Raw genomic sequence first — 15,221 nt, 5'->3', positions numbered from 1 at the left:
GCCTTTTATTGGGGTAAGCAGTTGTCAAACGAATGATGATTTACTAACTATAAAATAACAACTAAAATAAGAAAATCATGATTAAAATTATTAAAAGAATATCGATGTTTTTAGTGTTCGGCATCTTATTAACACTAACTTCATCATGTGAAGATATAGAATGGGGCGGAATAACGCCAACTATTGCTCAAAAGGTAAGCGGATTAAGTGTTGCTTTAAATGGTGACGATGCTGTTTTAACTTGGACGAATCCGTCAAATGTAAGTGGCATAGTTGTAATTCATACCGATGGTGTTGCAATCATTGAAAGTGCGGCAACAACATTTAGCTATGGCATTATTGATGTAAATAAGGATTATACATTTACCGTAAAAACAAAAGATGCTAATGGTAATCTTTCTTTAGGTGAAACTGTTAGTTTACGTAGGGAAGGTCCAGAAGCTGTTCGCAATTTTAAGGTCAAACAAGATGGTAGGGACGTTATTCTTACATGGGAACTAATAGAAATTGGTTTAAAAAGTATAAAGCTACAAATTAATGATCAAGTGGTAAATTTACCTGGAAATGCCACATCTTATACTATTACTAATGTCGCTGAAGGAAATTATGCTTTTAAGATTAACACTTTTAACACTGCTAATGTCATTTCACCTTCTAGAATTATTAAATATCTTGTGAGTTTTGATATTAGAAAAATCGCATTTTTAGGTGCTGCTGCAGAAAACACACCAGCCGCATGGAATGCCTGCAATGGAGGAGATTTTACAGTAGATGACGATGAAACGGCTGCGACATGGTTTCCAAATATTGCAGGGCCATTAACAGAAGTTACATATCATTCGTTTACTGATGTAGCAAATGGTGTAGTTGATTTAAGTACTTATGATGCCATTTGGATTCAGTATGATGGAGGCTGGTGGGGAGATAGAGTAGCTCAATTTCCTAAAAATGGTGCTAACTGTATAATAGGCGAGGGACCTGCAGATGGTCCTGCGTGTTCAGATTTAGCCGATAATTTAATTAAAAAAGTTAAAACCTATTATCAAGCAGGTGGAAATATACTTGTAAGTAATTTCGCTGTATTTATTTTAGATGATATTGGTGTAGTGGATGGCAATGGAGTTCCTAATCAAGCATGGGGAGGTACAGGATATGAAGATTGGGCAACAGGTGGCTCTTGGGGTGGTAGTTGGACAGCAGATACTTCTAGCCCTTACTTTGCTGGCGTATCTTCAAGTACAGGTAGCTGTATTGGTACAAATTTTGAGACTTTAGCCGCTGGTACTAAAAAAAAGAATAGAGTTGCTCAATATAATATGGATTTTGGTCCATGGAAAGCCGCGACATTGAATGAAACGAGGTCAAATTTTGAAGCTGCTGTAGGTGGTAAAATTCTTTGGGGTAACTGTGGAGGTAACGAAGTTTGGGGTGTAGAATGGCCATCAAAAGGAACAACTGGTACTGTAGTTTGCGCGATAGGAGGAACTTGGGACTGGGAAGTAGGAGGTGTGTCTAATGGTAATAACATGAAGATAATTACTGAAAATATTTTAAGCCATTTAGCAGATTTAGGTCTTTCAAACTAATAACATATTTAATGGCAGTGTATTCTAATACACTGCCATTGTTAAAATTATTTAATAGCGATATTTTTAAAAAAAGAAAAAATCACTCATGAAATATAAAGTTATAAAAGTGTAAGATACTAAGTTTATAATATAGAGAATTTGGTTATTGTTTTGTTTAGTTGAATTTTTCCAGAGGATGTTAAATTTAACTTCTGTAATTTTTTAAAGGAAATAGTATGTTTTGGGATGTATTTCCAACACATAGTAAAATTGGTGGAGCGCCTTTAAATCTGGCGAACAGGTTACAATTAATGGGGAATGACGTTACCATAATTAGTGCTATTGGTGAAGGTGAACTTAAGTGAAACCTTAACAGTTCATAATAAATAGATTTGTTTATTACGATAAAAAAAATATTAGAAAACTATGGATAATAGTGTTTCTAATAACACGATTGCGAGTTTTAATAATGTGTTTAATAAATAAATTTGTTTTAAGTAGTGTTTTAAATTAAATTGAGGGTAGACTTTTGTTTATCCTCAATTTTTAATCTTTTGTAATATGAATACAAAATATATGCTAAGTGTAGTTAGCTTTGGAGAGGTTTTATGGGATCTTTTTCCAACTCATAAAAAAATTGGAGGGGCGCCTTTGAATGTTGCACTTCGAATGAATTCTTTGGGGGCAGAAACAACAATCATAAGTCGTGTTGGTGCAGACGAAGATGGGAACGAAATTATATCTTTTATAAATAATCAGGATGTGAGTTCGGATGCTATCCAAATAGGGGAAGATTATAAAACAGGTGTAGTAAATGTTATGATTAACGAAAAGGGAAATGCTTCTTATGATATTCATTACCCGTCTTCCTGGGACAAAATTACACCTAGTAAAGAAATGGATGAAAAAGTTTCGGAATCAGATGCTTTTGTTTTCGGGAGTTTAATATGCCGGGATGAGGTTTCCAGATCCACGCTGTATGCCCTTTTGGACAAAGCTAAATATAAGGTTTTGGATGCAAATCTAAGGGCTCCGTATTATACGGCAGATGTCCTTTATGAATTAATGTTAAAAGCAGATTTCATTAAACTCAATGATGAAGAATTATATGAGATAAGTCAGCAATTGGAATCACCCTATAATTCCTTTGAGCAGAATATTAAATTTATCGCTGAAAAAACGAATACTAAACATGTTTGCGTTACCAAAGGGGCATTTGGAGCTGTCTTGTATTACAATGATAAATTTTATTACAATAGCGGTTATTTTATAAAAGTAGTTGATACTGTAGGAGCAGGGGATTCTTTCTTAGCCTCCCTGATAGTCAAATTACTTAGAGGGAAATCACCACAAAAATCGTTGAATTATGCTTGTGCTGTTGGGGCTTTAGTGGCTGGTCATGAAGGAGCCAATCCTAAAATTTCCGAAAAGGAAATAAGTAAATTCATGAAGCTTTGATAAAATAGTAGCATAAGATTAAATGTATAAAAAAAGCCAAAGAAGCAATGTCTTTGGCTTTTTTATGCAATTTAGTGTGAACTAAAAAGAAGTCAATTTCTTCAAATCGGCAATCGTCACTGTTGGATTTTCTGCTTTAAAAACATAACTTCCTGCCACAAGAACATCGGCTCCGGCTTCTACAAGTTGTTTTGCGTTTTTATCAGTAACGCCGCCATCAATTTCTATAATGGTATTGGCTCCTTTTCTGGTAATTAATTCTTTTAATTTTTGAACCTTAGCGTAAGTGTTTTCTATAAATGATTGTCCACCAAAACCTGGATTTACACTCATAATACAAACCAAATCGATATCGTTGATAACGTCTTCGAGTAAATCAATATTTGTATGCGGATTTAACGCTACTCCGGCTTTCATGCCTTCGGCTTTAATGGCTTGCAAGGTTCTGTGTAAATGGGTACAGGCTTCATAATGTACACATAATATGTTTGCTCCTAAATCAGCAAAAGTTTTGATGTATCGGTCTGGGTCTACAATCATTAAATGAACATCGATTGTTTTTTTTGCATGTCTTGAAATAGCTTCAAGAACGGGCATTCCAAAAGAAATGTTTGGTACAAAAACGCCATCCATGATGTCAATATGAAACCAATCGGCTTCGCTATTATTGATCATTTCGATGTCGCGTTGCAGATTAGCAAAATCAGCAGCAAGAACTGATGGAGCAATAAGTGTATTCTTCATTGTGTAGTTGTATTGTTTGTGCAAAAGTAGTTTTTTTAGAGCAATTGGCGAAAGTTTTTTCGGAAGAAGGGACAACTAGCAAGTTGTCCGTACATTGCGTAAGGGATTGAAGTGGAAATCCTTTTTGTTTTTTTTTAAATAAAAAGATTGCAACGAAAAGCCCGACCCGAAGTTTTTACGGAGGGATACGCCTAAATGATTTTAAACAGGAATAGGTTCAAGAGAATCTGAAATGAATTCAAGAATCTGTAATGAATTCAGATTAAAAAATAAAACTCCGGTAATCAGCCGGAGTTTCAATCATCAATCAAAAAACGAACAGTCAATCAAACTGTTGTTCATTTTGAATTAAAAGATTTAAAATTTAAAAATTTTAATTGGGGAATATTGTGAATTAACCTAAGTAGGTTTTTAATATTTTACTTCTGGAAGTGTGTTTCAATCTTCGGATTGCTTTTTCTTTGATTTGACGTACACGTTCACGAGTTAAGTCGAAAGTTTCTCCAATTTCCTCTAATGTCATTGGGTGTTGATCACCAAGACCAAAGTACAAACGAACAACATCGGCTTCTCTTGGAGTCAATGTTTCTAATGAACGCTCGATCTCAGTACGCAATGATTCGTGGATTAATTCTCTGTCTGGATTTGGAGATTCACCAGAACGCAATACATCGTAAAGGTTAGAATCTTCTCCTTCTACAAGAGGAGCATCCATTGATAAGTGACGACCGGAGTTTTTCATGCTCTCTTTTACGTCATTTACGGTCATATCAAGTTCTTTTGCAATTTCTTCAGCAGATGGTGGACGCTCGTTAGATTGCTCTAATAAAGCGTACATTTTGTTGATTTTATTGATAGAACCAATTTTATTTAAAGGCAAACGAACGATACGGGATTGTTCTGCCAATGCTTGTAAAATAGATTGACGAATCCACCAAACGGCATACGAAATGAATTTGAAACCACGTGTTTCATCAAAACGTTGTGCTGCTTTTATCAATCCTAAATTTCCTTCGTTAATCAAATCTGGAAGGGTTAACCCTTGATTTTGATATTGTTTTGCTACCGAAACCACGAAACGTAAATTGGCTTTTGTCAATTTCTCTAATGCTTTCTGGTCACCGGCTTTAATCTTTTGTGCTAATTCTACCTCTTCGTCAGCGGTAATAAGGTCAACTTTTCCAATTTCTTGTAAATACTTGTCTAATGAAGCAGTTTCACGATTGGTTACCTGCTTGGTGATTTTTAGTTGTCTCATGTTTTTTTGTCTCCTAAATTTTAAGTGTACAAATGATTATACGTATGGGGTTGCTAAAAAGTTACAATAGTTTTGAAAATAAATTAAATAAAAACAAAAATCCCGTTTCAAATACATGAAACGGGATTTTCTATAAATAAACCTTTAGTAAACTAAGATCTGATTACTCTTTTCTTTCCTCACGTAGAGGTCTTGCTTCCTCACGTGCAGGTCTTGGTAAAAGTGCTTTTCTTGACACTTTTTCTTTTCTTGTTTTTGGATCCATACCTAAGTATTTCACTTGAAAAACATCACCCATTTTCACAACGTCAGAAACATTTTCAGTACGTTCCCAAGCTAACTCAGATACGTGAAGCAATACTTCATTTCCTGGCGCAGCTTGGTATTCAACCACCGCTCCAAAATCAAGCATTTTGATTACTTTCACTTCATAAGCATCACCAACAACTGGTTTGAATGTCAATGAGTCAATTTTACGTAAAACTGCTTCAATTCCGTCTGGATCAGTTCCAAGAATTTCAACTTCACCTTGTTCGTTCACTTCGTTGATAACGATAGTTGTGCCTGTAGATTTTTGTAATTCTTGAATTACTTTTCCACCAGGTCCAATTAACGCGCCAATAAAGTTACCAGGAATAGTTACTTTGATAATTTTCGGAGCATATTTCTTAACAGTTGGTCTTGGCGTAGCTAAAGTTTCTGTTATTTTTCCAAGGATATGCAAACGACCATCACGAGCTTGAGCTAATGCTTCTTCCATGATGTTATAAGCCAATCCTTCAATTTTGATGTCCATTTGACAAGCAGTAATTCCATCAGCAGTTCCGGTTACTTTAAAGTCCATGTCCCCTAAATGATCTTCATCACCTAAAATATCAGACAATACAGCAAAACGACCTGTTTTTTCATCAGAAATTAATCCCATTGCAATACCAGAAACTGGTTTGATCATTTGAATACCAGCATCCATTAATGATAATGTTCCAGCACAAACTGTTGCCATAGAAGAAGAACCGTTAGATTCTAATACTTCAGAAACGATACGAATTGTGTAAGGACAATCTGCAGGAATCATGTTTTTCAAAGCACGTTGTGCTAAGTTTCCGTGACCTACTTCTCTTCTTGAAGTTCCTCTTAAAGGTTTTGCTTCTCCTGTAGAGAAAGGAGGGAAGTTATAATGCAAGTAGAATTTCTCTTCACCTTGTTGTGATGGAGAGTCAATTTGGTTCGCTTCTCTGGAAGTTCCTAAAGTAGTTGTTGCCAATGCTTGAGTTTCTCCTCTTGTGAAAATTGCAGAACCGTGAACTGATGGTAAATAATCTACTTCAGCCCAGATAGGTCTGATTTCAGTAGTTTTTCTTCCGTCAAGACGTAAGCCTAAATCAAGGATTACATTACGAACTGCTTCTTTGCTTGATTTTGAAAAGTATTTAGAAACTAAATCTCCGTTTTCAGCTAATTCTTCTTCAGTAAATAAAGATTTTACAATCTCTTTTACTTCAGCAAATTGGGCTGTTCTTTCGTGTTTCGCTGTTCCTTCTTTTGCAATAGCGTAACATAAATCGTAAGATGCCGTTTTTACTTTGTCGTAAATTGCAGTATCTTCTTTTTCTTGCTCGTATGTTCTTACTTCTTTCTTACCAAAAGCAGCAACTAATCTTTCTTGTGCAGCAATTTGTAATTTGATCGCTTCGTGAGCAAATTTAATTGCTTCAACCATTTCGTGCTCTGAAATTTCTTTCATCTCACCTTCTACCATTGCGATAGAATCTTTTGAAGCACCAATCATCATGTCAATATCTGACAATTCTAATTGAGTACGACTTGGATTGATGATAAATTTACCGTCAACTCTAGCCACACGAACTTCAGAAATCAATGTTGAAAAAGGAATGTCAGATAAAGATAAAGCTGCCGAAGCGGCTAAACCTGCTAATGCATCCGGCATAACATTTTCGTCATGAGACATTAACTGAATCATCACTTGCGTTTCAGCGTGATAATCATTTGGGAAAAGTGGACGCAATACACGGTCAACTAATCTCATCGTTAATATTTCATTATCACTTGGTCTTGCTTCTCTTTTGAAGAAACCACCTGGAAAACGTCCAGCGGCAGCAAATTTTTCGCGATAATCTAATGTTAAAGGCAAGAAATCAATTCCTGGACTTGCTTTTCTGGCAGATACAACCGTTGCAAGCAACATGGCATCTCCCATTTGTACTACTACAGAACCATCGGCTTGTTTGGCCAATTTTCCTGTCTCGATTGAGATGCTTCTGCCATCTCCTAAATCGATAATTTCTCTTGAAACTTTTGGAATCATAATTTTAATTCTCTTTAGATTAAACAATGGGTTCTAGTTGTGTTGTAGTTGTTGTTGTGCGTAGTTAATGCCTAAAACCCAATGAAAAACCAAACTTTTTTATTGTTGTATGTAAAAACAAAAAGAGGCACTTTCGCACCTCTTTCATATTGATTATTTTCTGATATTCAATACTTTGATAATCTCACGATATCTGTTGATTTCTGTTTTCTTTAAGTAATCCAACAAAGATCTTCTTTTACCTACTAGCAATACTAATGAGCGCTCTGTGTTATAATCGTGACGATTTTTTTTCAAGTGCTCAGTTAAGTGGCTAATTCTGAAAGTAAACAAAGCAATTTGAGCTTCTGATTTTCCAGTGTTTGTTTTTTCTCCGTGTTTAGCGAAGATCTCTTCTTTAATCTCTTTAGTTAAATACATTCCAATATTTGTTTAATGATTTTTATGTATGTCGTACATCCATTGTAAGACGGCTGCAAAAGTAAAGAATAATTATGAATTATGAATTATGAATTATGAATTATTTTTATCGAGCAGTTTGTATTGTAATTGGTAAAGTATATTTGGATTTTACTTTTATTCCTCTAATTTCTCCCGGATTCCAGTTGCCATAACTTTCTAATATTCTTAAAGCTTCAACATCTGCGTCAGAGCTAACACTTTTAATGATTTTTGGCTCAGTGATTTTGCCTTCTTTATCTACAATAAATGATATAAAAATTTTCCCTCCCGTACCTCGAGGTAACTTGTTAGTGTTGAATTTTTGGCCTACATGTTTATAGAAATCATTGTATCCCTTTTTTGGTATGGGTTTCAACTCTGCAATTGTGTAATTATGAACCACTTTATTTGAATCGATACTTACACCTGAAATTAACTTTGAATTGTTATATGTCTCTGTAAAAGTATAGTTCATTTTTTTGTCATAACCTTCCCAAGTGCCATCTTTCAAACCGTTTTTAATATTTCCTTTTGCATAGAAATATTTAAAAATTTCTTCATAATAACCTGATCCATCAATAACTTTTTGAATGTTTTTGGTATCCCAAAATTGATTGATTTTTAATTCAGTAGAATATGTTTTGTCATCTGCTATATATTCTCCTTCCAATCTTTTATCCCCATTTTCATACCATTCTAATTGTTTACCATTTAATCTTGATTTTTTATAATTGGAGATTTGTTTTTTATTACCATTCTCATAATAATAAATGAATTCGCCTTCTCTTGTTAAATCATTTTTTGTCTTTGAAGAGCCTTCCATTTGCAGCAATCCATTTTTATGGTAATCGTAGATTTTATAATTGTCTTTTTCAGAATAATAATCTTTGATAATTCTGTAATATTTATGATTTCCTTCAACAGTTTCTTTCCAGATGGAATCTAAATAAATAGTTTTGTCATTTGAGTTTTGTGAAAAGAAAATAGTTGGTGTTAAAATTAATAGGAGAATAAGTAAATTGGATTTCATAAAATGAGGTTGGTTAGAAATCAAATGTAATAATTCTAATATAACTTCGCAATTTCCTTATTTACAAACTCTAGGAATTGTTCGTCATCTTTAGTAAATGGATCGATAATATGGCTGTCAATATCAATTTGCCCTATATTTTCTCCGTTTACGAAAAGCGGAACCACAATTTCTGATTTTACTGTAAAACTACAGGCAATGTAATTGTCTTGTGCTGCAACATCAGGAACCACAAAATTTTCATTAGAAACCGCCACTTGTCCACAAATGCCTTTTCCAAAAGGAATCACCGTATGATCTGTTGCTGCTCCTACATAGGGACCTAAGTGCAAAGTTTTAGTTTCTTTATTTGCAAAATAAAACCCTACCCAATTGTAATAGTCAATGGAGTTACTTAGAAGCTGACAAATAGACAAAAGTTTTTCGTCTCTTGAAAGCGTTGTGTTTAGTGTGATTTCGGTTACTTTTGGTTGTAATTCTTGAAATGTCATGGTTTTTATTTATATTTATACAAAAGTATTTAAAGCAGGTTTCAAAAATTATATAAATTTGTTAAAAAATAGATTTTGAAAAAATATTTTATTCTCTACAAACCTTTTTTGTTTTTTCTGGCTACCTTTTTTTTGACCTATATCGTTCTTACGTTTTTGTACCAAGAATATCTTAATAGTTTTGGAGAAAATAAATTGGACGCAATTACAAGATTGGTAGGTAGAAATACAAAGCAAGTATTGCAATTGTTTGATCATAGTGCGACTGTTGAAGATAATAAATTTGAACCTTACATTAAGTTATTTTATAACCAAAAATATATGGCTCGAATTATTGAAGGCTGTAATGCTATTAGTGTTATTATTTTGTTTGTGTCCTTTGTGGTAGCTTTCTCAGGAAAATTAAAACCAACACTACTTTTTATTTTTGGCGGAAGCCTATTTATCTATGTACTGAATGTATTAAGAATAGGTTTTTTATGTGTATTGATGTTTAATTTTCCAAATCAAAAGCAATTTTTACACGGAGTGCTTTTTCCTTTATTTATTTACGGAGTCGTTTTTATTTTGTGGTTAATTTGGGTTAATAAATTTTCAAAATATGCTTCAAAAACTATTAAAAAATAAAATTAGATTGGTGCAATTTATTTTTTTAGTTGCATTATTAGTGCTTATTCGTGCCTATGAAGATCAATTGTTTTATGATCCCTTTTTAGATTACTTCAAAGGTGATTTTACTAATTTGCCATTGCCAAATTTCAATTCATTCCAATTGTTTTTAGGACTACTTCTCCGTTATACATTGAATACCGTTATATCATTAGGCATAATCTATGTCCTTTTCGAAGAAATACAGATGGTGAAATTTGCCTTAGTTTTATATTATTTTTTCTTTATGATTTTAATTAGTGCTTTTTTCTTTATAATTTTCTACTGCAGAGAACATAGTAATTTAGTTCTTTTTTATGTTCGACGGTTTTTAATCCAACCCATTTTTGTTATGTTATTTGTTCCGGGATTTTATTTTCAAATGCAAAATAAGTAATCTTTTTTATTTATCTTTAATGTTGAATTAATTTGTTAATTATCAACACGGTATGGGTATGAAGATAGTAAAACATTCCGGGGATATTGTTGAATTTAATGCTGAAAAATTAAAAAAATCCTTATTAAAATCAGGAGCCAATAACGATGTGGTTGAAAGAATTTTACAGTCAATTCAAAGCGAAATCTACGAAGGAATTGCTACGAAGCAAATTTACAAAATGGCTTTTGCAATGTTAAAAAAAATAGCGAATTCGCATGCAGCACGCTATAATTTAAGAGAGGCAATACGATTATTAGGGCCTGCAGGGTTTTTCTTTGAAAAATATATAGCCCGACTTTTTTTTGCTGAACAATATGAAACCGCAACCAACTTGACTTTGCAAGGGAAATGTGTTTCGCATGAAATTGATGTTGTAGTCAAGAAAAATGGCACTATTGCGATGGTTGAATGTAAATATCATGCCGGTAGAGATGCTGCTTCTGATGTGAAGGTTCCTATGTATATATTGTCCCGGTTTAATGATTTAAAAGGAAATCAGCATGCTATTTTTGGCAAGGAAGAAATTATTTCAAAATGTTGGATTGTCACCAATAACAGGTTTACAACAGATGCTGTCGATTTTGCTAACTGTTCAGGATTGAATTTATTAAGTTGGAATTATCCCGAGGACAATAATTTAAAAACAAAAAATGACAACAGTAATCTCTATCCTGTAACTTGTTTAACTACATTGTCACTCGCCGAAAAGGATAAATTGTTAATCTTGAATGTGATTTTGGTGAAAGAGATTATAAATAATTCAGATTGTTTGGAAAAAATTGAATTGAGCAATAGCCGAATTAAAAATGTATTAAAAGAAGCTTCGGATTTGTGTAGGTATATTTAAAAATGATGGGTTTTGGATTGTTTAATTTTAAATTCAAATTAAATGAAAATTAAATTTATTGGAGGAGCAGGAACTATAACCGGTTCTAAAACATTAATCGAAAGCAATGGAGTTCGAATTTTGATAGATTGTGGCCAATTTCAAGGGATTAAACCGCTGCGTGAACTCAATTGGGAATCATTGCCTATTTTACCTTCAACAATAGATTTTGTTTTGTTAACCCATGGACATTTAGATCATTGTGGCTGGTTGCCAAGATTAGTTAATCAAGGTTTTAAAGGGAAAATTTATTGTACAAGCCCTACTATGGCTGTTGCTAAGTTGATTCTTCTGGATAGTGCTAAAATTCAGGAAGAAGAGGCAAGAATAGCTAATGAAGGGAAATTTTCTAAACATGAAGTTGCTGAACCGCTTTATACAGTAGAGCAAGCACAAAAAGTTTTTCCACATTTTAGAGTCATTAAAATCAATGAATCCATTGCCTTAGATGCAGAAATTTCGGCTGTTTTTTTTAATGCAGGACATATTATTGGCGCCTGTAGCATTGAAGTAACGCTTGAAAATAAGACGTTAGTTTTTTCAGGAGATATTGGGCGCGATAATGATGTGTTAATGCATCCGCCAACCAAGCCCAAAAAAGGTGATTATATATTTCTAGAAAGTACCTATGGAGACCGACTTCATCCTAATACGGATGCTGAACTAGAACTTGAAATGTACATCAATAATACATTTGAAAAGGGAGGTACAGTCATTATTCCCAGTTTTGCCGTTGAACGTGCCCAAATGATTATGTACTTGCTATGGCGACTTAAAGAAGAAGGTAGAATTCCCAATATTCCCTACATTATTGATACACCAATGGGAATTAATGCGTTGGAAATTTTTATCAATAATAAAAATTGGCATAAATTATCGGTGCATGATTGTACCGAAATGAGTAAAATGTTCACACTGGTTTCTGATTATCAGGAAACTATTGAAACTATTTTTGATGAACAGCCTAAAGTAGTGATTGCGGCAAGCGGAATGGTTACTGGTGGCAGGGTTTTGACTTATCTGGAGCATTATATAGGTTTGCCTGAAACGACGGTAATCATTGTTGGTTATCAGGCTGAAGGAACACGCGGAAGAAAATTATTGGAAGGAGCAAAAGAAATTAAAATTCATGGTAAATATTATCAAGTTCTTGCAAAATTTCTTGAAATAGAAGGATTGTCAGCGCATGGCGATCAAAAAGATTTGCTGAATTGGCTTTCTGCATTGGAAAATAAACCTAAAAAAGTATTTTTAGTCCATGGTGAAAATGCGCCTGCTGATGAACTTCGAATAAAAATTCAGGAGAAATATGGTTTTGATTGTAAAGTTCCTTTGATGGGACAAGAGTTTGAGCTTTAATTTTTTAACAGAACTTTGATTTTATAGATTGATTAAATCAGTATTTTTGCAAAATGAAATTCAAAAAGCACATCAGTATTCTTCTTGCTTTTTTCCTGTTGGTTTCCAATGTGGGATTGGCTTTTGATGTGCATTATTGTGGAGAAAAGGTAGCCTCAATCCAGCCGTTTTACTTGAAATCTAGTGGAACTTCAAATTCAGTTGAAAAAGGATGTTGCGAAAAAAAAGTTTCAAAAAAAGACAGCTGTTGCAAGAATAAAGTAGTTCATTTTCAAAAAAAATCAGATAATGTGCTTATAAAAGCATTTTCTTTAAATGCTGCTGATACCCCATTTTTAATAAAGGAATGGAATCCGATTATTTCTTCTGAAATTATTGTTTTTAAAAGCTTCGAGAATAACGCTTATTACTGCGAGGCTCATTCGCCGCCACTTTTTAAGCTTTACAGCCAATATATTTTCTACGCCTGATTTTAATGTTTTTTAAAAGCCAAATCATTTTGTATGATTTGAAATTACTTCTTATAAACATTAAAATATTTTGCCATGCAAAAATCAATAACGCTATTTGTTATTATTTTGTTTTCAATTCCGCTCTTTTCTCAAGAAAAACTGGATGAAGTCAAAGTGATAAAAAAGCAAAAAGGGATTCAGAAATCATTTACGGTAACGGGTAATACCACGCTAATTACAAGCAAAGAATTGCTTAAAGCAGCCTGTTGTAATCTAGCCGAAAGTTTTGAAACGAATCCATCGATTGATGTTAGTTTTTCAGATGCTTTGACAGGCACAAAACAAATAAAAATGCTGGGATTGACCAGTCCCTATTTGATGATTACCGAAGAAAATATCCCATCAGTTCGTGGCGCTTCTCAAGCATATGGGTTGTCATTTACGCCGGGAACTTGGGTGGAAAGCATCCAAATTACAAAAGGAGCAGGAAGCGTAGTCAATGGATATGAAAGTATTTCTGGACAAATTAATACCGAATTAATTAAACCGATAAATGATATTCCATTTTTTTTGAATGCTTATGGTTCGTCAGATTCTCGCTTTGAATTAAACACCCATTTCAATAGAAAAATATCAGAGAAATGGAGTAGCAGTCTGTTTCTTCACGGAAATACAAGAATTGCAAAAACGGATATGAATAATGATGGTTTTTTGGATAATCCGTTAGCCAAACAAATCAATATTCTTAATAGATATCAATATTACAATCCTGAAAAAGGTTGGGTGAGTTTTATTAATTTCAGGTATATGAATGATGAAAAACAAACTGGAGAATTAGACTTTGATTCAGACAAAGACAAGGGAACTACAAATTATTGGGGTTCTGAAATCAACACGGAGCGATTGGATGTTGCCACAAAAATAGGGTATGTTTTTAAAGACTTGCCTTATCAGAGTATTGGTTTTCAGAATGCTTTTAACAGCCATAATCAACAGTCTTATTTTGGTTTGAACCAATACAATATTAAACAAAGCAATTATTATTCGAACTTGATTTTCAATTCGATTATCAGTAACATAATGAATAAGTTTGCTGCGGGTTTGAATTTTACATATGATAAATACCAAGAATTTGTCAATGTAAATGACTTTTCTAGAATTGATAATTCAGTGGGCGCTTTTTTCGAATATACCTATGATAATGCAGATAATTTTAGTGTCATTTTGGGAGGAAGAATTGATAATCACAACCGTTTGGGGGTATTTTTAACCCCACGATTGCATGTGCGATACAATCCTTGGGAAAAAGGAGTTTTGCGATTCTCAGCCGGTAGAGGAAAACGCAGTGCTAATATTTTTGCCGAAAATCAACAGCTTTTTGCGAGTTCAAGAACATTTGATGTTTTAGACTCAAACGGTAAAATATATGGATTGAATCCAGAAATCGCTTGGAACTATGGTGTGAGTTTTGTTCAAAAATTTGTACTCTTCGGCAAAAGTGCAGATGTTGGGTTTGATTTTTACAGAACGGATTTTCAGAATCAGGTAATTGTTGATGTTTTACAAAGCCCACAACAAGTTTTGTTTTATAATTTGAATGGGAAGTCGGTTGCCAATAGTTTACAAGTGGAATTCAATTATGAAATTTTGGATCATTTCAATTTCCGCTCAGCCTATAAATTTTATGATGTAAGGACGGATTATATTTCTGGAAATTATCAAAAGCCGTTGCAAGCGAAACACCGATTTTTTGGAAATTTGGAATATGAAACCCACATTGGAGAGAAAGGGAAACAATGGAAATTTGATTATACTTTCAATTGGATTGGAAAACAGCAATTGCCCAATACAACAAGCAATCCAATGAATGATAGATTACCGGAATTTTCGCCTTCTTATTCGTTGATGAATGCTCAAATTACAAGAACTTTTTCTTCCACATTTGAAATGTATGTAGGTGGGGAGAATATTGGGAATTATACACAGGAAAAAGTGATACTTGGCAGTGAAAATCCTTTTGGACCAAATTTTGATACTTCAATTGTATACGCACCTGTTTTTGGACAAATGTATTATGCGGGATTGCGATTTAAAATAAAATAAGCACAGCGTAAAATTATT

The 15,221-nt window shown here is 33.6% G+C and carries 15 protein-coding genes; 9 read left to right on the top strand and 6 right to left on the bottom strand.

Annotated elements, in window-relative coordinates:
- Positions 1–77: 77 nt before the first annotated feature.
- From ACM55M_RS08035 to ACM55M_RS08025, 3 genes are all read left to right on the top strand, one after another.
- A complete protein-coding gene (locus ACM55M_RS08035; RefSeq protein ID WP_416857031.1) occupies positions 78–1,586 on the top strand; it encodes a DUF4960 domain-containing protein in 1,509 nt (502 codons plus the stop codon).
- 218 nt (positions 1,587–1,804) lie between these two features.
- Positions 1,805–1,933: a hypothetical protein gene (locus ACM55M_RS08030; RefSeq protein ID WP_416857030.1), complete on the top strand. Its 129-nt coding sequence runs from the start codon at positions 1,805–1,807 to the stop codon at positions 1,931–1,933.
- Between the two features lie 196 nt (positions 1,934–2,129).
- Positions 2,130–3,026, top strand: a complete 897-nt coding sequence (locus tag ACM55M_RS08025; protein WP_416857029.1) for a carbohydrate kinase family protein — start codon at positions 2,130–2,132, stop codon at positions 3,024–3,026.
- Positions 3,027–3,107: 81 nt separating this feature from the next.
- On the opposite strand, the gene rpe is transcribed toward ACM55M_RS08025, so the two are convergent.
- From rpe to ACM55M_RS07995, 6 genes are all read right to left on the bottom strand, one after another.
- On the bottom strand, positions 3,108–3,770 hold the full coding sequence (rpe, locus tag ACM55M_RS08020) for a ribulose-phosphate 3-epimerase (protein WP_416857028.1): 663 nt from the start codon (positions 3,768–3,770) through the stop codon (positions 3,108–3,110).
- A 394-nt stretch (positions 3,771–4,164) separates the two neighbouring features.
- Positions 4,165–5,028, bottom strand: coding sequence for a sigma-70 family RNA polymerase sigma factor (locus ACM55M_RS08015; RefSeq protein ID WP_007137700.1), 864 nt, complete (start codon positions 5,026–5,028; stop codon positions 4,165–4,167).
- 163 nt (positions 5,029–5,191) lie between these two features.
- Positions 5,192–7,354, bottom strand: coding sequence for a polyribonucleotide nucleotidyltransferase (locus ACM55M_RS08010; protein ID WP_416857027.1), 2,163 nt, complete (start codon positions 7,352–7,354; stop codon positions 5,192–5,194).
- Positions 7,355–7,507: 153 nt separating this feature from the next.
- Entirely contained in the window at positions 7,508–7,774 is a 267-nt protein-coding gene (gene rpsO, locus ACM55M_RS08005; RefSeq protein WP_066079886.1) for a 30S ribosomal protein S15, read from the bottom strand.
- A 106-nt stretch (positions 7,775–7,880) separates the two neighbouring features.
- The gene (locus tag ACM55M_RS08000; protein WP_416857026.1) at positions 7,881–8,825 is read right to left on the bottom strand and encodes an energy transducer TonB; all 945 of its coding nucleotides are present in this window, start codon (positions 8,823–8,825) and stop codon (positions 7,881–7,883) included.
- Positions 8,826–8,860: 35 nt separating this feature from the next.
- Positions 8,861–9,316, bottom strand: coding sequence for a GAF domain-containing protein (locus tag ACM55M_RS07995; RefSeq protein ID WP_416857025.1), 456 nt, complete (start codon positions 9,314–9,316; stop codon positions 8,861–8,863).
- 75 nt (positions 9,317–9,391) lie between these two features.
- Between ACM55M_RS07995 and xrtF the strand changes: the two genes are divergently transcribed.
- From xrtF to ACM55M_RS07965, 6 genes are all read left to right on the top strand, one after another.
- The gene (gene xrtF, locus ACM55M_RS07990; RefSeq protein WP_416857024.1) at positions 9,392–9,943 is read left to right on the top strand and encodes an exosortase family protein XrtF; all 552 of its coding nucleotides are present in this window, start codon (positions 9,392–9,394) and stop codon (positions 9,941–9,943) included.
- Complete coding sequence (locus ACM55M_RS07985) at positions 9,918–10,361, top strand: exosortase F system-associated membrane protein (RefSeq protein WP_416857023.1); 444 nt, start codon at positions 9,918–9,920, stop codon at positions 10,359–10,361. The genes xrtF and ACM55M_RS07985 overlap by 26 nt, the downstream gene beginning before the upstream one ends.
- Positions 10,362–10,419: 58 nt before the next feature.
- Positions 10,420–11,250 (top strand): ATP cone domain-containing protein, encoded by an 831-nt coding sequence (locus ACM55M_RS07980; RefSeq protein WP_416857022.1) that lies wholly within the window; start codon positions 10,420–10,422, stop codon positions 11,248–11,250.
- A gap of 42 nt (positions 11,251–11,292) precedes the next feature.
- On the top strand, positions 11,293–12,648 hold the full coding sequence (locus ACM55M_RS07975) for an MBL fold metallo-hydrolase (protein ID WP_416857021.1): 1,356 nt from the start codon (positions 11,293–11,295) through the stop codon (positions 12,646–12,648).
- A gap of 53 nt (positions 12,649–12,701) precedes the next feature.
- A complete protein-coding gene (locus ACM55M_RS07970; protein ID WP_416857020.1) occupies positions 12,702–13,118 on the top strand; it encodes an HYC_CC_PP family protein in 417 nt (138 codons plus the stop codon).
- A 75-nt stretch (positions 13,119–13,193) separates the two neighbouring features.
- The gene (locus tag ACM55M_RS07965; protein WP_416857019.1) at positions 13,194–15,203 is read left to right on the top strand and encodes a TonB-dependent receptor plug domain-containing protein; all 2,010 of its coding nucleotides are present in this window, start codon (positions 13,194–13,196) and stop codon (positions 15,201–15,203) included.
- The last annotated feature ends 18 nt before the right edge of the window (positions 15,204–15,221 follow it).

The sequence above is a fragment of the Flavobacterium galactosi genome (genome assembly GCF_048158585.1).
Lineage (GTDB): Bacteria > Bacteroidota > Bacteroidia > Flavobacteriales > Flavobacteriaceae > Flavobacterium > Flavobacterium galactosi.
Note: the sequence above shows the minus strand (reverse complement) of the source record. Positions and strands in the feature narration are given on the sequence as shown.